The sequence below is a fragment of the Anoxybacillus sp. MB8 genome (genome assembly GCF_011006755.1).
GTDB lineage: Bacteria > Bacillota > Bacilli > Bacillales > Anoxybacillaceae > Anoxybacillus > Anoxybacillus gonensis.
On the sequence record NZ_RXXX01000006.1, the window covers coordinates 1 to 23,873 of the forward strand.

21 protein-coding genes and 1 pseudogene are annotated in these 23,873 nt (G+C 42.9%); 7 read left to right on the forward strand and 15 right to left on the reverse strand.

All coding sequences use genetic code 11. The features are described from left to right. The 4 genes and pseudogenes from EKC99_RS16130 to EKC99_RS03705 form a co-directional block, all read right to left on the reverse strand. Positions 1-401, reverse strand: a pseudogene (locus tag EKC99_RS16130) (transposase); the annotation flags it as partial. Positions 402-601: 200 nt separating this feature from the next. Next, positions 602-3,040 carry a DEAD/DEAH box helicase family protein gene (locus EKC99_RS03695; RefSeq protein ID WP_163150679.1) on the reverse strand — a complete coding sequence of 813 codons (2,439 nt, stop codon included), beginning with the start codon at positions 3,038-3,040 and terminating at the stop codon, positions 602-604. Next, entirely contained in the window at positions 3,033-3,359 is a 327-nt protein-coding gene (locus EKC99_RS03700; protein ID WP_163150681.1) for a nucleoside triphosphate pyrophosphohydrolase, read from the reverse strand. Before EKC99_RS03700 ends, EKC99_RS03695 begins: the two co-directional genes overlap by 8 nt. 306 nt (positions 3,360-3,665) lie before the next feature. Next, on the reverse strand, positions 3,666-5,489 hold the full coding sequence (locus EKC99_RS03705) for a monovalent cation:proton antiporter family protein (RefSeq protein ID WP_163150683.1): 1,824 nt from the start codon (positions 5,487-5,489) through the stop codon (positions 3,666-3,668). A 109-nt stretch (positions 5,490-5,598) separates the two neighbouring features. On the opposite strand from EKC99_RS03705, the gene speD reads away from it, so the two are divergent. Next, the gene (gene speD, locus EKC99_RS03710) at positions 5,599-6,372 is read left to right on the forward strand and encodes an adenosylmethionine decarboxylase (RefSeq protein WP_026011643.1); all 774 of its coding nucleotides are present in this window, start codon (positions 5,599-5,601) and stop codon (positions 6,370-6,372) included. Here the strand turns inward: speD and bioC are convergent. The 10 genes from bioC to EKC99_RS03760 all read right to left on the reverse strand — a co-directional run bounded on the left by bioC (position 6,365) and on the right by EKC99_RS03760 (position 16,925). Next, positions 6,365-7,132, reverse strand: coding sequence for a malonyl-ACP O-methyltransferase BioC (bioC, locus tag EKC99_RS03715; RefSeq protein WP_163150685.1), 768 nt, complete (start codon positions 7,130-7,132; stop codon positions 6,365-6,367). The genes speD and bioC overlap by 8 nt on opposite strands. Then, positions 7,125-7,805 carry an alpha/beta fold hydrolase gene (locus tag EKC99_RS03720; protein ID WP_163150592.1) on the reverse strand — a complete coding sequence of 227 codons (681 nt, stop codon included), beginning with the start codon at positions 7,803-7,805 and terminating at the stop codon, positions 7,125-7,127. Before EKC99_RS03720 ends, bioC begins: the two co-directional genes overlap by 8 nt. Next, on the reverse strand, positions 7,802-8,971 hold the full coding sequence (bioF, locus tag EKC99_RS03725) for an 8-amino-7-oxononanoate synthase (protein WP_163150594.1): 1,170 nt from the start codon (positions 8,969-8,971) through the stop codon (positions 7,802-7,804). Before bioF ends, EKC99_RS03720 begins: the two co-directional genes overlap by 4 nt. Before the next feature lie 61 nt (positions 8,972-9,032). Continuing rightward, complete coding sequence (locus EKC99_RS03730; protein ID WP_163150596.1) at positions 9,033-10,040, reverse strand: FecCD family ABC transporter permease; 1,008 nt, start codon at positions 10,038-10,040, stop codon at positions 9,033-9,035. Continuing rightward, positions 10,037-11,011: a FecCD family ABC transporter permease gene (locus EKC99_RS03735; RefSeq protein ID WP_039938878.1), complete on the reverse strand. Its 975-nt coding sequence runs from the start codon at positions 11,009-11,011 to the stop codon at positions 10,037-10,039. The genes EKC99_RS03730 and EKC99_RS03735 overlap by 4 nt, the downstream gene beginning before the upstream one ends. Before the next feature lie 60 nt (positions 11,012-11,071). Further along, complete coding sequence (locus tag EKC99_RS03740; RefSeq protein ID WP_483296091.1) at positions 11,072-12,004, reverse strand: iron-hydroxamate ABC transporter substrate-binding protein; 933 nt, start codon at positions 12,002-12,004, stop codon at positions 11,072-11,074. Further along, the gene (locus EKC99_RS03745) at positions 11,940-12,800 is read right to left on the reverse strand and encodes an ABC transporter ATP-binding protein (RefSeq protein WP_163150598.1); all 861 of its coding nucleotides are present in this window, start codon (positions 12,798-12,800) and stop codon (positions 11,940-11,942) included. The genes EKC99_RS03740 and EKC99_RS03745 overlap by 65 nt, the downstream gene beginning before the upstream one ends. Positions 12,801-12,922: 122 nt before the next feature. Continuing rightward, complete coding sequence (locus EKC99_RS03750; RefSeq protein WP_163150600.1) at positions 12,923-15,220, reverse strand: putative bifunctional diguanylate cyclase/phosphodiesterase; 2,298 nt, start codon at positions 15,218-15,220, stop codon at positions 12,923-12,925. Between the two features lie 155 nt (positions 15,221-15,375). Further along, the gene (locus EKC99_RS03755) at positions 15,376-16,497 is read right to left on the reverse strand and encodes a glycerate kinase (RefSeq protein ID WP_163150602.1); all 1,122 of its coding nucleotides are present in this window, start codon (positions 16,495-16,497) and stop codon (positions 15,376-15,378) included. Continuing rightward, positions 16,497-16,925: a hypothetical protein gene (locus tag EKC99_RS03760; protein ID WP_009373616.1), complete on the reverse strand. Its 429-nt coding sequence runs from the start codon at positions 16,923-16,925 to the stop codon at positions 16,497-16,499. The genes EKC99_RS03755 and EKC99_RS03760 overlap by 1 nt, the downstream gene beginning before the upstream one ends. 117 nt (positions 16,926-17,042) lie before the next feature. Here EKC99_RS03760 and EKC99_RS03765 point away from each other — a divergent pair, with 117 nt between their 5' ends. From EKC99_RS03765 to EKC99_RS03790, 6 genes are all read left to right on the forward strand, one after another. After that, positions 17,043-18,263, forward strand: coding sequence for an aminopeptidase (locus EKC99_RS03765; RefSeq protein ID WP_019417576.1), 1,221 nt, complete (start codon positions 17,043-17,045; stop codon positions 18,261-18,263). Positions 18,264-18,334: 71 nt separating this feature from the next. After that, complete coding sequence (locus EKC99_RS03770; RefSeq protein WP_163150604.1) at positions 18,335-19,426, forward strand: diguanylate cyclase; 1,092 nt, start codon at positions 18,335-18,337, stop codon at positions 19,424-19,426. 45 nt (positions 19,427-19,471) lie between these two features. Further along, positions 19,472-20,437 carry a hypothetical protein gene (locus tag EKC99_RS03775; protein ID WP_163150606.1) on the forward strand — a complete coding sequence of 322 codons (966 nt, stop codon included), beginning with the start codon at positions 19,472-19,474 and terminating at the stop codon, positions 20,435-20,437. Positions 20,438-20,449: 12 nt separating this feature from the next. Further along, positions 20,450-20,710 (forward strand): hypothetical protein, encoded by a 261-nt coding sequence (locus EKC99_RS03780; RefSeq protein WP_009373621.1) that lies wholly within the window; start codon positions 20,450-20,452, stop codon positions 20,708-20,710. Positions 20,711-20,784: 74 nt separating this feature from the next. Beyond that, positions 20,785-21,210 carry an Hsp20/alpha crystallin family protein gene (locus EKC99_RS03785; RefSeq protein ID WP_009373622.1) on the forward strand — a complete coding sequence of 142 codons (426 nt, stop codon included), beginning with the start codon at positions 20,785-20,787 and terminating at the stop codon, positions 21,208-21,210. 72 nt (positions 21,211-21,282) lie between these two features. Further along, positions 21,283-22,071: an EcsC family protein gene (locus tag EKC99_RS03790; RefSeq protein ID WP_163150608.1), complete on the forward strand. Its 789-nt coding sequence runs from the start codon at positions 21,283-21,285 to the stop codon at positions 22,069-22,071. Between the two features lie 4 nt (positions 22,072-22,075). Here EKC99_RS03790 and EKC99_RS03795 read toward each other — a convergent pair whose 3' ends face one another. Further along, positions 22,076-23,728 (reverse strand): glycerol-3-phosphate dehydrogenase/oxidase, encoded by a 1,653-nt coding sequence (locus EKC99_RS03795; RefSeq protein ID WP_163150688.1) that lies wholly within the window; start codon positions 23,726-23,728, stop codon positions 22,076-22,078. Positions 23,729-23,873 lie beyond the last annotated feature (145 nt).

The following is a 23,873-nucleotide window of genomic DNA, read 5'->3' on the forward strand; positions in this document are numbered from 1 at the left end:
TGACTCGATATGAATCTTTTTGATTTGCTTTTTCAACGCTTCCTGTCTTTTCTTTTGTTGACTTTCTGGTCGTTTGGCCCATGCATAGTATGAAACACCTAGAACTTCACACATCTTCACCACGCGAAACTCCTTTCTATGTGTATGAATGAATTCATAAATTACTTCTGGTTTTTGGCGAAGATGCTCATGGCCTTTTTTAAGATCGCGTTTTCCTCCTCCAGATTCCGAATACGTTTTTGAAGTTCACGCTTTTCACGATCTTCTGGCTTGAGGTTTCCGCTCCCGATAAAGCTATGCTCAGCATCTTTTTTATAATCTGCTACCCATTTATGAAGAGTTTTTGGCGAAATATCGAGTTGTCTTGCGGTTTGAGCGACCGCCTTTCCTTCCTCGACCACTCATTTTACTGCATGTATTTTGAATTCTTTATCAAAACGTCTAGTCATTATAGACACTCCCTATGATTGATAGATTTACTATACATTTCTCTATTCGTTGTGTCTATAATCTAGACTAACATCATTTAACGTTTCTCTACAAATTGGACAGCGTAAGTTCCCAAGAATTGAAACCATTGATGTCCGTCCCCTTTGCTTTTTTATTTCGAGATTTCTTGCTTCTCTCCACCTCTCCTCTCAAAATACACATGCAACCGATACTCGCAAATTTCTTGCGTCCATTTGTATAATATGTGTTCGTCTTCTGGTGCGATGGAAAAGGTTAGCGAGAAGACGTTGTTTTCAAACGAGATGAGTCCGTTTGAGCTACCACTCCATTTTGTCATCGGCATTTTGGCGATAAGTTTCGCCACTTTTTGTTCGTCGTATTGCCATAGGCGTTTCGTTTCGCCGTCGGAGAAGTCGATACGTTTTCGATATTCTTTCTCCATAAAGTATTGATGGAAAAATGGCGCGGCTTCGTTCGGCGTCATTGGCAAGTGCCAGCGTGACGACCCGCGGTTTAGCATCGCCTGCAAAACGACCATTTTGTAGCTTTTTGTCATCGTTGTTCGCTCAACTTCGACAAGCCATGATTCATATCGCAAAAACACTTCTTTTTCGCGTTCGGACAATTCATCCGCCCAATAAAGAAACCCCACGTACGATTTAAACTCATCGCGATATTCTTTCGCGACACTGCGACCGTACAAGTGCAGTTCAAGATACGTCGGGCGGCGGCCGAGTTGTTGTTTGACGTCATAATAGTCAATGAGCAATTTTTCTTTGCGCGGTTGCCGTTTTCGACGCATTTCCTCCAATAAGTGAACGACACGAACATCAAAGTCAATAACACATCCGTCTGGAACAACAGGAATAGTAGATTTTTGTTTTCTTTTTTCTTCTTTTTTTGTATCAAATAGCGCGAGTTTGACATCGGCATTGCGGTAGTTCCCGATCAAGTCAATAATGACGCAATACTGTTTGGCTGGATGCAGACGCAAGCCGCGCCCAACTTGTTGCGTAAATATTGTGAGTGATTCCGTTGGACGAACGAATAATAACGTATCAACCGCTGGAATATCGACACCTTCATTAAATAAATCGACAGTAAAAATCGCATCTAATTCACCTTTTTCGAGCAACGAAATCGCTTCCGTACGCGTAATATGTACTTGTTTAGAATGCAAGCTAACGGTATGGTAGCCGTGTTCATTGAAATAATTTGCTAAAAAATCGGCTTGGCGAATGGAAGAGCAAAACACGAGCGTTTTCGTCTGTTTGTACTTCTCCCAAGCTTGCAAAATACGTTCTGCCATTTCTTCACGAAGTTGTACTTGCAATAGTTGTTCTTCATCGTAACGATTGCCGCGCCATGCGATTTTCGTATAATCCGTATCATCATATACGCCATAATAACGAAATGGCGCAAGCCATCCTCGCTGTACGGCTTCGATAAAATCGATGCGATACGCCACATTTCCGTCGCAAATGGCATATACGTCTTTATAATCATTGCGATCAGGGGTGGCTGTAATGCCAAGTAAAAACTTTGGCTGGAAATAGGCAAGTACACGCTCATAAGACTTCGCCGCCGCATGATGAAATTCATCGACAACAATTAAATCGAACGCATCTTGCGCAAATATTTCGAGATGTTTTTTCATGCTTAACGTAAAAATAGATGCAAAAACTACATCTGCTTGTCCTTCTTTCGCTTTTCCATCATAAATGCTAAACGTCTTATGTGGAAGAACTTGCGCAAACGACCGTTTTGCCTGATGCAAAATTTCTTCGCGATGGGCGATAAATAGCACTCTTTGAAACTTTTGAGCGAAAAAAGCAGCTAAATACGTTTTTCCTAGTCCCGTTGCCATGACGACCATCGCGCGATCGTATCCTTCGGCATATGTTGCTTCCAATTGGGTGAGTGCTTCAACTTGCGCAAAGCGTGGCTGAATCGATCCATATGGTACTTTTTCATCATGAATGATTTCTGTTTCTTGTTCCGTTTCAATAGGAAGCATAAATTCTACTTCTTCTAACTTCGTCCATTGTCGCACGAGATTCGCATGACGTTGGTGATAATCGGCATATTGTTCTTCATATTGCTTTAACGTCTCGGCATTGACTTGTACCGTTTGTTCAGCATAAAAAAGAGTTAAAAACTCATTCATTACTTCCGCAAACACACGTTCTTCCACACATTTATGTATACCAATATTCCATTCTACACCGCTCGTTAGCGCAGAACGCGATAAATTGGAAGAACCGATAATAAAATAGCCGTCATTTTCATGTTCAAACAAATACGCTTTCGGATGAAAAGAAATGCCCTCGCTTTTCCATAAACGAATTTCGATATTCGGGTGGATCGCTATGAGTTCACGTAAAGCGTCTGGCTGTGTAACATATAAATAATCCCCGGCACAAATTTTAATATCGGCTCCTCGTTCAGCCGCTTTTTTTAACGGCTCTTTTATTATATCGACCCCCGACTTCATCACAAACGACGTCAATATGTAAATCGTGGAAGCCGTTTCAATCTGTTCAGTTAACTTTTCAATTAGACGACTTTTGACAAACTCGATTTTACTCATCATGTACCTCAATTAAGAAAATTTTTTCTTTAAATCCGCCTCGTTTCTCCGCTTTCGATGCACGAATTGCTTCGACTTGCTCGATTGTCGCTCCATGGCATTCGGCAAGTGCATGGATAATCTCCAACAAATCCGCTAACTCTTCTACTGCTGTCGCATCGTCTTTCGCGTCCATATATTCTTCCAGCTCTTCAAACGCTTTTTTCCGCAACTCTTGCCGATATTCTTCATCGCCTAACGTCCGTATCGTACACGTCTTCCCAGCTGCTTCGATGACTTGTGGAATGTTGTCACGAACAAGTTTATTATAAACAGGCATCATGATCCTCTCCTATCTCTTTCCTTTATCTATTACATATTTTACTAGATTTTCAATACGTATTGAAGTCTTCTACAAACATGTTTGAAAAATAAAAAAGCAACTCTTTGTTGAAGAGTTACTTTCTCAAGATACTACTATTCAAAAACAAAATACTTTTCCACTTTGTTCTCTCGCGTTTATTGTTGGCAACAGAAAAATGTACTTTTTGCCCTATGTCCCAATAAAAAAGTACTAAGTAGCAAAAAAGCCCGTTTGGAGTGTCCATAATACTAAATAAAGTCACAAAACGAACGGCTTATGCTCTTACTCCCCCTCTAACAGCTCACGCAATTCTTTTACATATTCCTCCGATCCGGTGACGATCATGCGGTCGCCGATGCGCATTTCGGTGTCCCCATGTGGAACGATCGATTCGTGCCCACGGAAAATGCGGACGATGATGCAGTCGCCGAGAAATGGGAATTGGCGAAGGAGCACACCGTGGTAAGCCATGTTGTTCATTTCTATTTCATGCAATGTGATGTCGCGGTGTGTCAACATATGGACAACATTTGGTGATTCAATAAATGCTTTTAACATCGCTCCTGCTGATAGGGCGAGAGAAATGGTTTCAACGCCAACGTCGTTTAATTGTTGGACAACGGATGGGGACTCGGCGAAGGCGATGACGCGTGAAGCCCCTTGTTGTTTTGCCCACGTGGCGATTTGGGCGTTCGTCTGTTCGTTACCTGTCAAAACGACAACAACGTCAGCTGTTAGTGCCACATGTGCTTGTAACGTTTCGAATGAATAATCATCGATATCGACAATCGGAAAAATATGTTCCGTTTGTTCTATTTTATCTTGGCGAATATGGTACAATGTCGGTTCATATTCATCGGCACGCAAATCGCGAACAGCCGCAAGTGTAAATTGATTTGTCCCGATGAGTTTGACAACTTTTTTCCGCTCCTCTTTTTCCACTCGATATAACTTTTTAAACATAATTGGTGAAACGACGCTCGTGAGTACAGCGACTAAAATTAACGCGCCTTTCATATTTTCATCAATCATCCCCATTCGCTCTGCGATCGTTGCAGCAGCGATGACAAGCGAAAGCGTCGAGACGAGTAAAAAGCCTGCCGCAAGCGTTGTCTTTCGATCGTACCAAATACGCAACATATACACTGGTACGACTTTAGAAATGACAAGTGCGATAAATAAAAGTGGAATAAGCAATAAAATATCAAATTGTGTAAACAACGGGCGCAAGTCTAAATTGACACCAACCATCACGAAAAAAATCGGGATAAAAAAGCCGTAGCCAAATGAGTCAAGCTTATGAACGAAATCTTGATTTGGCGCCAATAAAGAAACGAGCACCCCGGCAAGAAACGCCCCTAAAATGTTTTCAGCACCAAGCGTTTCTGATAACGCGACGAGAACAATAATAAGCGCAAATACAGCACGCGTGCCAATTTGAATTGTCCCTTTTGCCATCGTTTCGATAAACGAACGTTTTTTAAAATATTTCCCTGCAAAATAAAACAACACACCGACGAGAAATAAACCGAGCAATAACCATGTGTTCCCATGGCTCGGATCATACGTCGATACGAAAACAGCTAACAACACCATCGTGACTAAATCTGCGATAACCGCAATTAATAAAATGGTTTGTCCGATGGTTGTCTTCATTAATTGTGCATCTTTCAGCGTCGGAACGACAACGCCAAGCGAGATGGTCGAAATGATGAGCGTCATTAAAAAGGCGTTATCGATGTAACCGAACCAAACAAATGTGTAAGAAAGACCGAGCGAAACGAGAAAAATGCCGACAAATATAATAGAAGCGACGAAAAACGCATTCGGCTCTTTTTCTCCCTTCCTCTTCTTTTTGTTTGCGAAAGCAGAAAAATCAATTTCTAACCCGCTTAAAAACATTAAAAACAAAAACCCTAACGTCGATAACGTCTCGAGCCACATATCTTGTTCAACAATATTGAACCCCGTCTTCCCGATGATAATCCCTACAATAATTTCCGCCACCACGACAGGAATCATGTGCAGACGAAAACGATGCAATAAAAGTGGCGTGAGGAAAGCGGCAACGATGACAATAACTAATGATGAAAGCGATGCATGCATCATTCATCCCTCCTTCCAATCTTTCCACCCATTATATAAGTTTGTGAGCGAAGTTACAATTTTTTCGCATAAACGGGGCAACATAAGAAAAAAGAAAGGAAGATGCATCATGAAACTACACGGATTTAACAACTTAACAAAGTCGCTTAGTTTTAATATGTACGATATTTGTTATACGAAGAGCGCAAGTGAGCGGGAAGCTTACATTGCATACATTGACGAAGTGTATAATGCGGATCGGTTGACGAGCATTTTAAAAAATGTAGCGGATATCATTGGCGCGCATATTTTAAATGTCGCCAAACAAGATTACGTTCCTCAAGGGGCAAGTGTGACGATGCTCATTTCAGAAGGACCGATTGAAGTGCCAAAAGAAGAACCGCCTGTGCCACAAGCGGTCGTTTGTGCCCTTGATAAAAGCCATATTACGGTACATACATATCCCGAATATCATCCGAACGATGGAATTAGCACGTTTCGGGCTGATATTGATGTCGCCACGTGCGGGGAAATTTCACCATTGAAAGCACTTGATTATTTAATTCGCTCATTTGAGACCGATATTATGATTATCGACTATCGCGTGCGCGGATTTACACGCGATATTTCCGGGAAAAAGCTATTTATTGATCACGATATTACATCGATTCAAAACTACATTCCTGACGACATTCGCAAACAGTACGATATGATTGATGTGAACGTGTATCAAGAACATATTTTCCATACGAAATGTAAATTGCGCGAGTTTGATTTAGATAGCTATTTGTTTGAACTATCTAAAGATCAGCTTACAAAAGAAGAAGTAGAAGACATTACACAAAAATTACGCATAGAAATGGATGAAATTTTTTACGGAAAAAACATGACGCTACCTAACTAATGTCGATCCAAATGCAATGGTATGTCGCGCGAATAAACCCTTGTTCCGAAAAACGTTGTTCATATTCATGCATCATTGTTTTAAATACAGACGGTCGTTGGCAATAGCGACCAGATGTACTATTCGTTGCGCCAATATGGCGAAGCGATAAAAAAAAGTCGCGCACAGATGGAAAATATTCGACTTCAAACTGCTCGTGGCCACGCGCATGGGAATGCATATGCAGCCACTCATGAAATGTCGGAAACGATGGTCCGATGCGAAGCGGTTCATGAATATGTTGTTTCGCTAACGCATAAGCAAACGATGTATGCAGCTCGTAAAACGTTCGGTCGCCAAATGTTGAAAAAAGAAGTTGTCCCCCTTCGTTTCTTCGTTCGGCGAGTTTGGCGATCGTTTGTTTTGGATTTGTGAACCATTGAAACGTGGCATTCGAAATCATTAAATCGTACGTTTCATGTAGCGTTACTTCTTCTACATCCGCGCAAAGCCACGTCACCGGCGCATCCCCTAGTCGTTCTTTTGCGACTTCAATCATGCCCGGGGCGATATCGACAGCGGTGAGCTGTGCATGCGGATAGGCGTCATACAGCAATTTTGTCAAATATCCTGTGCCACAACCAATTTCTAAAATTGTTTTTGGCGGGCGACAAATGCGTGCCATTAACGCGTGCGCCATCTTTTTTTGGACGTTTGCGAACTGGTCGTACGTATTTGCTCGTTCGCTAAATCGCTTTTGCATCAATTGTTTATTAATCATTTTTCCCACCGCCTAACCACGTTTCAATGTAATGGGCGCACACGCTTGGTTGCGTGACGTGCGGGGCGTGTCCGACATTTGGCATAAGCATAAATGTACAATCGTTTGTTCGTTCGTATATATATTGAGCGGCTTGCGGCGGACAAATGCGATCACATTCTCCGTGAATAAGTAATAGCGGCACACGAATGCTTGACAGCTTGTCGCGCACATCTGTTTTGAGTAAATAGTCTAGTCCGAGCAGCAAGTCAGGCGTATGACGATACATATACGGGAACGGCTCTGCCTCTTCCTCGCCCCATAACATATCAATAAATGATTGTATCGTTTTTTCCGGCTGGCGTAGCAATTGTTCTTTCATTCGTTCAACCACGCGCGCATGCCAGCCGATCCGATAATGGTCTGTCATCGTAAATCGGCTCGTTCCCCCGATACATACGAGCGCTTGAACATGTTCATGCATCGCAAGCTGTAAAGCGACGAGCGATCCGAGCGACCAACCGATCACAAGAGATGGAACGGTTAGGGCTTCTTCTGCTTTCTCTAAAAAATGATCGATATCACGCATATGCTCCCATGCGACGACGGTCACATGGTTTGGCTGAAGTGCGTGAATGAGCGGGGTAAACACTTCTCCTTTCATCCCCCATCCCGGCAATAATAACACGTTCACGCGATCAACCCCATTTCTTTTCCGACTGCACAAATGTGCTCAAGCGCCCAATCGATTTGTTGTTTTGTCATCGTTGCCATGAGCGAAAAACGAATGCGTGCCGTTCCTTCTGGGACCGTTGGTGGACGAATTGCCACGGCGAAAATGCCACGCTCGCGCAATCGGGCACTAAACGCTAGCGCCCGTTCGTTGTCGCCAACGATCAGGGGCACAATGTGCGTCGTACTTTCACCTATATGAAACCCCGCCTGTTGAAGACGCGTGCGAAAATGGTCGCTTAACGCACGTAAATGGTAACGCCGTGCCGGCTCTTTTTGTACAACGTCAATCGCGGCATAAATGGCGCCGAGTACGCTTGGGGGTAGCGCTGTTGTAAAAATAAACGGTCTCATCGTGTTTATCAAATAATCGATGAACACGCGCTTTCCAGCGACATAAGCCCCATATGAACCGAGCGCTTTGCTGAATGTTCCCATATGTACGTCTACATGTTGTGCCACTTGACATTCGTGAGCCATTCCTTCTCCGTTTTTTCCATATACACCGCTTGCATGCGCTTCATCGACGACGAGTATCGCTTCGTATGCTTCCTTTAACGAAACGAGTTCGCGCAATGGAGCGACGTCGCCGTCCATGCTGAAAATCGTGTCGGTAACGATCAGTTTGCGTTTATGTTTGTCTGTCTTTTTTAATAGCGTTTCTAAATGATCGATGTCAGCGTGACGGTAACGTCTGACTTCTGCCCGGCTTAATATGGCGCCATCCACAATGCTTGCATGATTCCATTTGTCGCTGAAAATGACCGCGTCTCGTCCTGCTAAAGAAGAAAGAATGCCGACATTTGCTGTGTATCCACTATTGACGATGAGTGCAGCTTCATAGCCTTTCCAACGAATAAGCGCATCTTCTGCCTGTTCGTATAGCGGATGGTTGCCGACAACAAGGCGGGACGCGGTTGCTCCAACGCCGTATGTTCTCGTTGCTTCCATACTCGCTTGAATTAATCGTTCGTCATTCGCTAATCCTAAATAGTTGTTTGACGAAAAATTAAATGCATGTTGTCCGTCTATACGTATAAAACACCCATCGCTTTCCACGTTGACTAACGCTCGTTTTTGCGCTTTTTTCTCGAGCTGTTCTATATGTGTTTGCAACTCTTCCCACAATGTCCCTCTCCCCTTTGTAAACCTCACGAAAAGAAAAGTTTACAAATATCTTATCATACGTTTATTTCTTTTTCCATAATAAATAAACGAAATAAGGCGCGCCAATGAGCGATACGAGCACACCCGCCGGAAGACCATCTGGCTCAATTAAGTTGCGTCCAACTGTATCAGCAAACAGCAACAACGCCCCTCCCATTAGCATCGCAACAGGTAAACTTAACTCGTTGCGCGACCCAACAAGCGCACGAGCCATGTGCGGCGCCATTAAACCGACGAATGCAATTCCCCCTGTAACAGAAACGGCCGATGCCGCAAGTGCCACTGCTGTAAGCAATAAAACAAGCCGTTCACGATCGAGCGATACGCCGATGCCAATCGCTACCGAATCGCTTAACTGCAATGCATTGAGGCGATGAGCTTTATATAAAACAAACGGAACGAGAATAATAAGCCACGGCAACAATGCGAGAACAAACGCCCAATCGAGCCCCCAAATGCCGCCAGCTAACCATTTTGCAATAAAGTCGACTTTCGTTCGATCAGCTCCTGAAATGAGGACGATCATTAAACCTGAAAACGCAGCGGCAAAACCGATGCCAATTAACACGAGACGAATCGGTTGAAGTCCTGTTTGCTTATTGTATGACAACATATAAATGAGGATAGCTGTCAGTAGCGCACTGAAAAAAGCGACGAGCGGAATAATGTAGGCAAATGATTCCGCTTGAATCGGAATAAATAAAAAGAACAAGGCGACTCCCACACCTGCTCCGGCGTTTATACCGATGACACCTGGATCGGCTAAGTCATTGCGCATGACAACTTGTAAAATGGCACCAGACAACGCTAAAGCCATTCCCGCAAGCAATGTGATCGCGATGCGCGGCAAACGAATGGAGAAAAGAACGAATTGTTCTTTAAACGTTCCTTCACCTAAAAGCACCGGGATCAATCGGTCAAAAGATAAAGAAGAATAGCCTGTCCCCATGCTGATGATCGCTGTCATGCAAATGAGCGTAAATAATACGAGCAAAATGATGCGCTGTTTTTTTCGTAGAGGTACGATCACAACCCTTTTCCTCCTTTACGAACGATGAAAAGAAAAAACGGAAGCCCCATGACCGCCACAACTGCTACAACAGGCGTTTCATACGGTGCGTGAATCGTTCGGGCAATCGTATCGGCAAACAACATAAATGTCGCCCCACCGATCGCGCTCATCGGTAAAATGAAACGATAATCCGTTCCGACAAACAAACGAACAAGATGTGGGATCATTAAGCCGACAAACGCTAAATTTCCGACAAGAGCTACAGATGCACCCGCTAAAATAATGACAATGAAAAAAAGAATCGTTTTTACGCGCGTCAGTTGTTGACCGAGCCCGACCGCTACTTCTTCACTCATGCTTAAAATCGTTAATTGACGGCTTTGCCAAAAAGCAATAAGCATCGCCAAACAAATAAATGGCGTAACGATTTGTAACTCATGCCACGTTGTACCCATCATCCCGCCAGCCGTCCACATCGATACGTCTTTTGATACTTTATATATAAGTCCGATCCCTTCTGCGACCGCATATAAAAAAGTAGAAATCGCCGCTCCTGCTAAGACGATGCGAAACGGTGAAAATTGTTTCGCGCCAATGCTAAAAACGAGCAACCCTCCAAGCGCTGCCCCGCCAAAACAAGCGAACACCGTTTCGATATAGTTTGCGGAAGGGAAAAAGGCAAACATCATCGCTAAAGCAGCGTTCGCCCCTGCGGTTAGCCCAATGAGTCCAGGATCGGCGAGAGGGTTGCGGGTCATCCCTTGCATCACAGCTCCGGCTACAGCGAGAGCCGCCCCAACAACAGCCGCAGCCGTTTCACGCGGCAGGCGAACTTCGTGAATCATCGTCGCTATTTTGTTTGTCTCTGGCGCTGTAATCGCTAGCCAGACGTCTTTGATTGTCGTATCCGCCGCTCCGATAACAATGGAGCAAACGAATGTCACAAACAATGCAACACATGCGAACAAAAATTTTTTCAGCATACGCATCCTCTCTTTTCCATTCACATAAAGAAAGAGGAATTCGCGACGAACTCCTCTTTAATTATATTACTCACCTAAAAAATGTTTTTTGAAAAACTCAAGCTGATATTCTAATGTAATTGGATCGTTAAAGTAAAATTCTTTTGCATTCGCTTCAAAAACGCGGTTGTTTTTCACAGCTGGAATGTTTTTGTACGTTTCTGTTTCTGTAAATGAAAGGTCTCCATCTGCGTTTTTGCTGAAAATGACATAGTCCCCAGCAAATTGTGGAAGCACTTCAAGTGAAATGGCGTAATATCCGTCCTTCAATGCATGTTCTTCCACTGCTTTTGGCATTTTTAATTTCATTTCTTGATATAAAATTTCTGTCCCACGGCCCCAGTTGTTGCCGAATACGTACAATTGCTTGTCGAAGTTTTCAATGACAGAAACGGTTGCATTTTCACCGATTTTTGCGCGAATCTCTTCACCAGCTTGTTGTGCACGTTTTTTAAAGTCTTCGATCCACTTTTTCGCTTCTTCTTCTTTATTTAACAATTTACCAATTTCTAAATGTTGTGTTAAGTAATCTACTTTGCCATACGTGTACGTCACCGTTGGCGCAATTTCTTTTAGCTTATCTAAGTTTTTATTTGTTGATGCAGCAATAATTAAATCTGGTTCAAGCTCAATAATTTGTTCTAAGCTTTCATCTGTCACTTCTTTTGCGTCTTTTAAATATGGCTCATAACGCGGGTTCATTTTCGCCCAAGAATCTACCCCAACAATCGGTACGTCTAACGCCATCACGCTACCCGCTAAAAACGAAGACAAAACAACGACTCGCTTCGGATTTGTAGGCACTTCGATTGGACCTGTTTCAGATTGATACGTCATCGTTTTTGGTTCGTTGGCTTCTTTTGTCGCTTTCTCTTGTTCTTTTTCTGCTGCTTGATTACCGCACGCACTCAAGATGAGCACGAACAAAAGTAGAATGGACATCATTCGCTTTTTCAACATGTTCTGCATCTCCTTTAATTAAATGATATGTGATACACATTGGCTTGTTTGTTCGAGGGTCGCGACCGATTTCCGCGTCAATATGAAACACTTTTCGCAATACGTCAGGCGTCATCACTTGCTCGCACGTTCCCGCCTGAACAATTTTTCCGTCTTTCATCGCAATCATATAATCAGCAAAACGCGCCGCTTGGTTTAAATCATGCAACACCATGACGATTGTGCGCTGTTGTTCGCGGTTTAAACGTTGTAACAGTTCGAGCACTTCTAATTGATGCGCCATATCTAAATATGTTGTCGGTTCATCTAAAAAAATAATGTCTGTTTCTTGCGCAAGCGCCATCGCAATCCATACCCGCTGTCTTTGACCGCCTGATAGCGAATCAACTGGACGGTGTTTAAATTCGATCGTTCCGGTCACTTCAAGCGCCCAATCAACGACTTCATAATCTCGTTTCGTGAGCCGACCGAATCCTTTTTGATACGGAAACCGTCCGTACGAAACAAGTTCACCGACCGTTAAACCGCCCGGACTTTCTGGTGTTTGCGGTAAAATGGCCATTTTTTGCGCTAACAGTTTCGTATGCTCTTGTGAAATTTGTTTTCCGTCTAAAATGACTGCTCCTTCTTGATGACGAATAATGCGTGTCATCGCTTTTAACAACGTCGATTTTCCGCAACCGTTTGGTCCGATAATCGTCGTGATTTTTTCATCTGGAATATGTACAGTTAGCCGATCAACAATGACGCGTTCTCCATATCCAACAGAAAGCTGCTCTGTATACAACCGCGGCATATATGTTTCCCCCCTCGAACAACAAGTTAACTAATCGATATTGAGAATTAATATCAATACATATTGTAATTTACACGAATTGATTATCATTGTCAATGAATTTTTTGTGAAAAAAACCAACTTCATTCGTTTGGAAGTTGGTTTTTGATGTATGTTTTTTCAAATACGTCTGCTGGAAGTGGTTTACCGAGCACATATCCTTGAATTTCATCGCATTGAAGGGAACGAAGAATATCTAACTGTTGCAACGTCTCGACTCCTTCAGCAATGACGCGCAATTTTAAGTTTTTCGCCAGCACAATAATCGCTTTAACGACGGCAACGTCTTCTTTTTCCTCCGTCATTCCATCGATAAACGGTTTTGCAATTTTTAGTCGATCAATCGGAAATTTGCGCAAATAACTGAGCGATGAGTAACCTGTCCCGAAATCGTCAATCGATATGTGCACGCCGAGCTGCTTTAGTTGTTGGAGCTTATGAATCGTATACTGTTCCTTAAATACAGCGACACCTTCTGTAATTTCTAAATCGAGTTGATGAGGTGGCAATGGCGTGTTTTGTAACACGGAATGAATATGTTCCACAAAGTTTTCTTTTAAAAATTGTTTTGGAGAAATGTTGACGCTTATCCGAAGCGATCGTCCAGTTTGTTCATTCCAGCTTTTCATTTGTCGGCACGCTTCTTCAATCACCCATTCACCGATTGGAATAATTTGTCCCGTTTCTTCTGCAATCGGAATAAAAACGCTTGGTGAAATTGTACCGAGCTTTGGATGAATCCAGCGAATGAGCGCTTCCATGCCGATTAATTCCTTCGTTTGCACATCAAATTGCGGCTGATAAAATAAGGTGAACTGTTTTTTCTCAATCGCTTCGTGAAGCGCCGTTTCAATGATCGTTTTTTGTAAAACGATACGGTCCATTTCGCTATTAAAAAATTGATATTGATTTTTTCCTTGCTCTTTGGCGCGATACATTGCAATATCCGCATGCTTCATTAACGTATCGCTCGTTTCTCCGTCGAATGGGTAAACAGCAATTCCTACACTTAACGTGATGCGCACATCTAAATGTTTAACTGTTATCGGCTGTTCGGTAATGGTCATCATTTTTTCAACAATCGTTTGTAATTCATGTAAGTGATAAATTGGTGTAACAATAATCGTAAATTCATCTCCGCCTTGTCGTGCTACGATATCTGTTGAGCGGACTTGTTTTTTTAACCATTGACCGATTTGTACAATGAGCGCATCACCTATTTCATGTCCGAAATAGTCATTGATTTGTTTAAAGCGATCGACATCAATAAAAACAACGGCCATGCTATGTTTTTGTTTATTCGCTTGAGCGATCGACTGCTCAAGTGCAGTTACGAAAGCTCTGCGATTAAAAAGCCCTGTTAAAAAATCGTGATTCGCAGCGTATGTTAATTGCTCATTCAGCTGAGTCAACTCTTGCGTGCGTTTCATGACTTTTTGTTCTAAGTCGTTGTTTAATGTTTGTAATTGCTGAACGAGCTGGCGGTTTTCTTTTAACGTCATAAATTGACGAATGAAAATGAATACAACCGCAAAAGCAAAACATGTGATGACGATCTGGTCGCCAAGATAAATAAAAGGCATCCACATCAAAGTAAGAAAACTGATATATGGAAAGAGAACTTTTATATGGAACGATTGTTCTTCCTTTTGAAAAGATAACTCTCCTTCTTTTGCATCATAACTTGAAAAACTGATCATGAGTAAGCTCATCATCCATAGCGGATCTAACCACGAACTGTATACCTCATTCCATTGCATCATTTGAATGAAATATATCGTATCTGTAAACACAAACAATCCAACACCTACAATATTCCATAGCCAAATCCGACGAACATTTGTTACAAAAAAGAGAAGCAACAGTAAAAATAACATCACGAGATCAAGGAAAGGATAAGCAACTAAAACAGCGACATATAAGACTTTTTCTTCTAAACGAATAATCGGCTGAATGATATATATCCAGCTATATGCCATCGTCACACATGTCACGATGAGCGCATCGAATAACGCTTGCCACATCGCTATTTGTTTTCGTTGTTGCATGATGATATATAGTAATGAAGCAATATACATCAATGAATGAGCAATATAAAATACGTCCGACCAATTCGGAAACGTAGGTTCGGTTTGAGACGACCACTCGTATATGCGATAAATCGTTTCGGCGATCAAGTAACAAATTGCACCGATGGTCATCCATTTCCAAAATATTCGCTCATTCGTTTTTATACGAATCGACGCGCGCCATAACAAAATGGCTGAAAGACATATGCCACCTAATGAAAAGAACGAACTAACAACCATTTCTGTTTGTCCAGACGTACTAAACAATGCGATGTAATAAACGATGACATACATAAAAACAATGACTTGCACCCGCACCCCTCCTTTTTTCACATCATATGCACAAGAAAAAGAAACGAATAGGACAACAAACTGTGTGGTTAAAAATGTGTTTCTCTTTTCTTTTATTGTTCACTTAGAACAATGTTTAATTAGGAAAATTCGGGCATTATTCAAGCGGTTTTCGGCTACGAAAACCGCTTGAGCATTCGTGCAAGATTGCGTGCTTTCGTATATAAAAGTGTAGCCGCTGATTGCATACTTTGTTCTACCGTCATCGGTTTTGTCACAATGGCATCACAAGTAACGAAATATTCATATAGTTTTTCAAATCCGTCACCGAGACTACCGGACAATAAAAAAGCAGGAACATCATATTGTTTGGCTAATTGACCAACATAAAACGGCACTTTTCCATATACCGTTTGTTCGTCGCTTTGTCCTTCGCCAGTAATGACGATGTGGGCATGCTTCACTTTTTGTGGCAATTGCACTGTTTCACCGACAAGTTTTGCTCCAGAAATCAACGTTCCACCGAGCAATAAAAAGGCAAATCCTAAACCGCCTGCCGCTCCTGCTCCGCGTTCAAGAGCGTATGAGCGCCCGATTTGCTGCTCGATTTTTTCCGCATACGTATATAGCCATTTATCTAATGTGCGAACCGTTTCACGATCTGCCCCCTTTTGTGGTCCGAATACGTACGATGCTCCTCGCTCGCCATAAAGTGGATTATCGACATCGCAAGCGATAAGAAATTCGCTTTCATATATCCGTCGATCAAGCGATGCCATATGGACATGGGCAATATGTGGCAAAGAAGAAGGCATGGGCGGCAATGACTCCCCTTTTTCATTTGTAAACGTCGCTCCAAGCGCACATAACATCCCGAAACCACCATCGTTTGTGCTACTCCCGCCAAGCCCGATCACAAACCGGCGATACCCCGCATGAAGCGCTGCGGTAATGATTTCACCTACACCATATGTTGTCGTATAAAGCGGATGACGCTTTTCATTCGGAACGAGTGGTAAGCCGATCACTTGCGCGACTTCAATAATGACCGTATCCCCAACGACACCGTATGCCGCTTGCCGCGTTTCAAACAGCGGACCGCGAACCGTTACATAGCGAACGGAACCGTTCATTGCTGAAACGATCGCTTCCATTGTTCCTTCTCCTCCGTCTGCCATCGGAACAGAAATGACAGTCGCTTCTGGATATTCATGTTGAAATGCTTCTTTTATAATGGAACATACGTTTTTTGCTGATAAGCTTCCTTTAAATGAATCTGGCGCAATGACGACACGCATTATCCAACAACCTTTTTCAATATATTTTTTCCATTTTCACGAACGAAAACAACCGTCATGATCGTTTCGCGTTCACATGAAAACGGCTCGTTCGTAATCATCTGTTCGTAATCGCGATAAGGTGAACGATACAAATCAAATAAAAACGTTGTCGCATCAATCGATTCGACAAATATAATTTCGGCAAACCATTCCCCATTTACATACGAAAGTGGTGGGCCGTCTTTTCTTTCAAGCGAAATCAGCTTTTTCTCCCCATCTATTTCATAAAAAGCGACGCCAACATCATCCCCTGCACAAAAGCCAATGATCGGCTCGTTCGTTGTAAACGTAAGCGTCTCTCCTTTCACTTGCACATCAACTGTTCGTTCATAAGCACAAATAAATAGTCCTTCAATATAAAATAATTGTTGGTCACCACATGCCATAAGTCATTCCCTTTCTCGTTATGTTTCTTCCTTAATCATAATACAGGCGAAAATGTTTTCACAACATCATTCCTTTTGTTAAAATGATAGTATGCTTTACAACAAGGAGGCTTTGGTATGTTACAAAAATATGCAGAATTAGCTGTACGTGTTGGCGTTAACATTCAACCTGGGCAAACGTTGTATATTAACGCTCCGCTTCCGTCTGCCCCACTTGTACGTGAAATTGCGAAAAAAGCGTACGAAGCTGGTGCAAAACATGTGCATGTCGAGTGGAGCGATGAAGAAATCACGTACATAAAATTTAAACATGCACCCGAAGAAGCGCTTCATGAATATCCGTCTTGGCTTGCTAAAGGACGTGAAGAAGTGGCTGAAAAAGGTGGGGCGTTTTTAAGTATTTATGCACCAAATCCAGATTTATTGAAAGATATTGATCCGGCACGTGTAGCTGCGGCAACAAAAGCGGCAAGCCTTGCGTTACAACATTACCGCAGTCGCTTAATGGCGGACCATAACTGCTGGTCTTTAATTGCCGTGCCGACACCTGCATGGGCGAAAAAAGTATTTCCTCATATGAGCGAAGAAGAAGGAATAAAAGCGTTATGGGAAGTCATTTTCCGCGTCACACGCGTCGATCAAGAAGACCCGATCGCAGCATGGAAAGCGCATAATGAAAAATTAGCTCGCATCGTTGATTATTTAAACAATAAGCAATATAAACAGCTCATTTATAACGGCCCAGGGACAGACTTAACAGTTGAACTGCCAGATGGACATATTTGGGCCGGTGGTGCAGCAAAAAGTACAGACGGCATCGTATTTAATCCGAATATGCCAACAGAAGAAGTGTTTACAATGCCACATAAAGATGGAACGAATGGGGTTGTGCGAAATACGAAACCGCTGAACTATGGCGGCAATATTATTGACGGCTTTACGCTTACATTTAAAGACGGAAAAGTCGTTGATTTTACTGCAGAAGTCGGCTATGACACGCTCAAACATTTGCTTGATACAGACGAAGGCGCACGCCGACTAGGAGAAATTGCGCTCGTACCACATCAATCTCCAATTTCACAATCAAATCTTGTCTTTTATAATACGTTATTTGATGAAAACGCTGCCTCACATTTAGCGCTCGGAAAAGCGTACCCGACAAACATCGAAGGCGGGACAAATATGCGTACAGAAGAACTGCTTGAGCGTGGGGCAAACGATAGCTTAGTACATGAAGATTTTATGATCGGTTCTCATGAATTAAACGTCGATGGAGTGACAAAAGACGGGGTTCGTGAGCCGATTATGCGAAACGGCGAGTGGGCCATTTCCATTTAACAATGTTGCGGCGTTTGTCCGCAACATTTTTTTTCGTCCGCATATATTGGCAAAGAGAGGAGGAGCGGACGATGTTTAAGCAATTTATTGCCAATAGCGGCATACTTATTGCCGGATTTTATTTGATTAGCAAGTTTTTCCCTTCTACCGTTCATCAACAATCCCCTTTTCATATGCGTTTACTTGCTGGGGCTTTTTGCGGTTTATTAAGCATCGTGCTTATGTTTTTTTCCATTCCGCTTGGACATGGAATCATCGCAGATTTGCGCCACGTGCCACTCGTTGTCGTAAGCTACTACGGCGGGATGCCGAGCGCACTGGCGGCAGGCATGATCATGGGAACAGGGCGTTTTTTGTTCGGCAATACGTTTGCATCGATCGTTTCTTTTTTTATTTCTCTTGCGATTGCGATCGGTTGCGGATGGATCAGTCAACGGATGAAACGACATATAACGATTACAACGTTTTGGATGAACGTCTACAGCATGTGCTTCATTTCGCTTGCTTTGTTTATTAACATGCGAGATGAACACATCTATACGCAAACACTCGTTGTTTTTTGGCCTATTTCGATTGTCGCTACATATGTAGCTGCGAATATTTGTAAAGATATTCGGCAATCAAAAGACATGTTGCAACATTATAAACAATGGGCAACGACTGATTTTTTGACCGGGCTTTATAATGTTCGTCAGTTTCATACGTTATTTGGGCAACATCTCGAGCAAGCGAAAGAGAAAAACAGCTGTTTATCTCTTATTTTATTTGATATTGATCGCTTTAAATTGATTAACGACACATATGGGCATGATGGCGGGGATGTCATTTTACGTGATCTTGGCGAACTGGTCCGCTCGCTCGTTTCGAAAGACGGGATGGCTTTTCGCAATGGCGGGGAAGAATTTTCAATATTACTTTCAAGCTGTGAACATGAAGCGGTGACATTTGCCGAACATATTCGAACAACGATTGAACGTCATCCGTTTTTCGTGCAACAACAAACGGTGCATATTACGATTTCCATCGGCATTTCTGTTTTTCCAACGCTTGCAACAAATGAATCAGAGCTATTTAAGCAAGCGGACATCGCTTTGTATGAAGCGAAGCAACAAGGACGAAATCGCACCATTGTATATAGAAAGGAATACTTGCATGAAACGTGAAACTATAAGACAATAAAAGTAAAAACAATTAAAGGAGCGAAACAAATGAAACAACGATCGAAGCTACTCATTTGTGCGGCGGCTGTCGCTACATTGCTTTCCGCATGTAACGAACAAACGACAGCGCCAGCGAAACAGCCTGTCGAACATAAACAAGAAACAAAAGAGCAAACGCCGCAAAATTTCACACCTGTCGAAAGCACAAATCAATCGTTTACAATTTCGTTATTACCAGCATTCACTTTAGAAGCTGAAGAACCGGGAAAAGATGTCGTGATGCATGAAAGCGAACAAGACCAATGGATGCGTATTGAGCTGCTGCCGAAAGAAGCGAAAGATCAGATGGAAACGTACGCAAAAGAAAGAGCCATGGCCGTCTCTGAACAAGCTACACCGTTTGAAGGCACACTCCCATTTGAAGATGCGATCGTATATGAAGCACCTGTCGATAACGATGTCGTTTATATCGTTGGTGTGACGGGAGATGAACCGATGTTTTTAACGGTATTTACGAAAAAAGAAGATAACTGGCTGAATACGTTTATGACGATGGCGAAAACGATTGAACGGACGGAAACGGAAACGAGCGAACAACCGCAACCATCTTCTTTCACATATAAAAGTAGCAATCAGCCGTTTCAAGCAAATATTTTAAACGGCTATATGGCGGAAGCGGTCGAGCCAGGGAAAGATATGATTTTTCTCGATGAAGAAAAAGCGTCGATGACTGTTGAACTCATTGATGAAGGAGCGGATTGGTCTCTCATTGCCGAACAAGCAGAACAGTACGTAAAGGCAAGCAGCAAAGATGGAACAGTCGAAAAAATGACGTGGACAAAAGGAACTCGTTTAAACGGTGCCGATGTATATAAAAGCGCCATTGAAAGTGGCGAAGTATACGTGTTTGTCGTAAAAAATGGAACGGCGATGCGGCTGACGATTTTTGTTCAACAAGCAAACGAATTAGATCCTTTTTTACAAATGGCAGAAACGATTGAACGGATTGATTAAGGAGGGGTGGTCGTGGAACTGTTAGAGGCATATCGATCATTATGGTCAAACCGTTCGTTGCCTGTCGGGGAAAACGAAGCGGAACATGTGCTGCTCGATGCTATTCAGCGCGATTTATTAGATGAAATGACACATCCGCGCTTAAGAAAATCACCTTATGAAAAATTTTCATTAGCCGTGAAGCGAATTGCCACATCATCGCTTGATGCCAAACAGCAATACGAGCTCGTTCGTTTATACGTGCAACAGTTGGAAAACTTGCCTTCGCGCTGAGGCAAGTTTTTTTTGTATAACTTTGTCCGATTTGCACAAAATACGTATCGAATATGATACGAGGAGGCTTTACGATGGATCCATTTCGTTCGTTAGATGTGATGCGCCGAGATGTAGAACGTATGTTTTCGAACTTCCCTTCCTTTTTATCGCATATGGATGATATGTTTCGTATGCCGCGCGTCGATGTGCATGAAAATGACAAAGAAATGATTGTCACGTGTGACATTCCGGGACTAGAACGAAAAGAAGATGTTGACATTCATATTGACGATCAAACATTATCAATTAGCGGTCAAGTGCGGCGACAACATGATGTAAAAGATGAACATATGCATCGACAAGAGCGGTTTTACGGACGATTTTATCGCACGATTCCACTTCCGTCCCATGCTGCACATGAAAACGTACAAGCATCATATAAAAATGGTGTACTTGAAATTCGTATTCCGAAAGCACAATCTGAGGGGAAAAAACGAATTGACGTACAATTTCATTAACACCGGCACGATTGCCGGTGTTTTTTGAAACTTCTCGTGTTTTCATTCGTATGTATCGGTGAGGTGAATGAAATGGATCATCAATCGTTTTTAATGGAACAGCTCCATCACATTGAACAATGGGAAAAAGAACAAAAGCGTATATGGTTTTGGGAAAAAATGAGCCGTTTACCGTTTATGTTACTTGATCGGCTCACGCCCGCATGGATACATAAAAAAATGGCGCAATTGCTTGATGAGCTCGGACAATATATTCAAACAGGTGGACAATATCTCGTAAATAAAGAAGCGGTTTTATCCTCTTTTTATGGGGAGATCACGTTAGACGATGTTCGCTCGCTTCCTTTACAAAAGATGAATGAAGCGTGTGAAGCACTTGTTGCTAAACGAAAAACGTTTGCGACATATCAAGGGGCTACGACAGGATTTGGCGGTGCGTTTACGTTGCTTCTCGATGTTGTTGTCGTTCTCGGAACCGCTTTAAAAACGTTGCAAGAAATTGCAACGATCTATGGATTTGATCCACATGAGAAAGAAGAACGATTATTTATCGTCAAATGTTTACAATTTGCGCTTGCTGATGTCGTTGGAAAACAAGCCATTTTAAACGAATGGTCGATGAAAAATGAACGACAAACGATGTCTCAACTGCAAGGTTGGCGGGAAATCGTTTGGGCATTTCGCGATCAGTACGGCTGGAAAAAACTATTTCAAGCGATTCCCATTGTCGGGATGTTATTCGGAGCGTGGACAAATCAAACAATGATTGCTGATATTGCTGAAGTTGGTTCCATGTTTTATCGTAAACGGCGCATTATAGAAAAATTGAAAGAAATAGAAAAGGCGGAAGATCCCGCCTAGCGCTCTAACGTTGTGCTTCATTGCTCGGAATAACGGCATCATGAAGCGCAACGTTTACTTGCTGTTCGTATTTATTTCGCTCCTCTTCTGTCCAATGAAAATACGATTGCATCAACGTAACGACTGCTTCTTTTAACTGACGAACCGCCTGAATGTCAAAAAAGAGCGCTCCGGTACGCCGAATGAAAAAGTCGAGCGGTGTCACCGTCATTTCGCATTCAAGTGCATATATGCACATCACATACCAATCAATAGGAAGAGCTATTTCCTCTCGATTGTATGTGCTAGCAAAAGCGAATAAACGATCGACATTTGTACCGTATCGCTGCACGAGCCGTTTTGCTTGTTGCTCCGTCAAGCCGCAAGCCATTCCTTCAGCGATTTTTTCACACATAAACGTATGCCATCGGCTCGCACCGCCAACGTCCCCACCGGAAATCGGCAAATGTTTCGTTTGACACGGTGGATATGTCCCACCTAGCTGTTTAGCGATCAAATCAACAACCGTTTCAGCCATTTTGCGATAGCCTGTTAACTTTCCCCCTGCGATCGTAATCAGACCAGATGGAGATTGCCAAACTTCATCTTTCCGGGAAATTTCAGATGGATCTTTCCCTTCCTCATAAATGAGTGGACGCAATCCAGCCCAACTTGATTCAATATGTTGTTCCGTTAAATGAACGGTCGGGAACATGTATCGAATGGCGCGCAGTAAATAGTCGCGATCATCGCTTGTCATTTTCGGGTGGACGCGATCTCCGTCATAAAACGTATCTGTCGTGCCGACGTACGTCTTCCCTTCGCGCGGGATCGCAAATACCATGCGACCGTCAGGCGTATCAAAATATACCGCTTGCTTAAGCGGGAAATGTGCTTGATCAACGACAATGTGCACCCCTTTTGTTAAGCGCAGTTTTTTTCCGACGTGTGAGCCGTCTTTTTCACGTAATATATCGACCCATGGCCCTGCCGCATTGACAATTTTTTTCGCATATATCGTAAACGTTTTCCCTGTCGTTTGCTCGCGACATATCACTCCATTGATCCGCCCATTTTCATCGTACAAAAACGATTCTGCTTTTACATAATTGACTGCGTGAGCTCCGCATTCCACCGCTTTTTTTATTACTTCAATCGTCAATCGTGCATCATCTGTTCGATATTCAACGTAATAACCACCGCCAAGCAATCCGTCTTGTTTAATTAACGGCTCTTTTTGCAACGTTTCATATGGTGATAACATCGTTCGCCGTTCCTCTTTTTTGACGCGCGCTAAATGATCGTACACCCATAATCCGATAGACGTACTCCATTTTCCGAACGTGCCACCGCGATGAATCGGCAATAACATCCATTCTGGTGTCGTAACATGCGGACCGTTTTCATATACAATGGCCCGCTCTTTCCCTACTTCTGCGACCATTTTTACTTCGAACTGTTTTAAATAACGTAATCCCCCATGAACGAGTTTCGTCGAACGACTGGACGTGCCAGCCGCAAAATCTTGCATCTCAATGAGCGCTGTTTTCATTCCGCGCGTCGTTGCGTCGAGCGCGATGCCACAACCGGTAATACCTCCGCCAATCACAAGCACATCATACGTCGTTTTACTCATTTCCTCGATTATTTCCATTCGTTGTTTCGCTGAAAACATCATCATTCCCCCTATAATAAGAAAAGTGCAAAGCGCCCGCCTATCGGCGAAGAGCGCACAAGCCCCACCGAGGAGGCTGTTGCCGCCGCAGTGTGGGGCGGAGCGACTCGAGCCGATGGCGCTTGGAGCTAGACATGAACCTAAAATT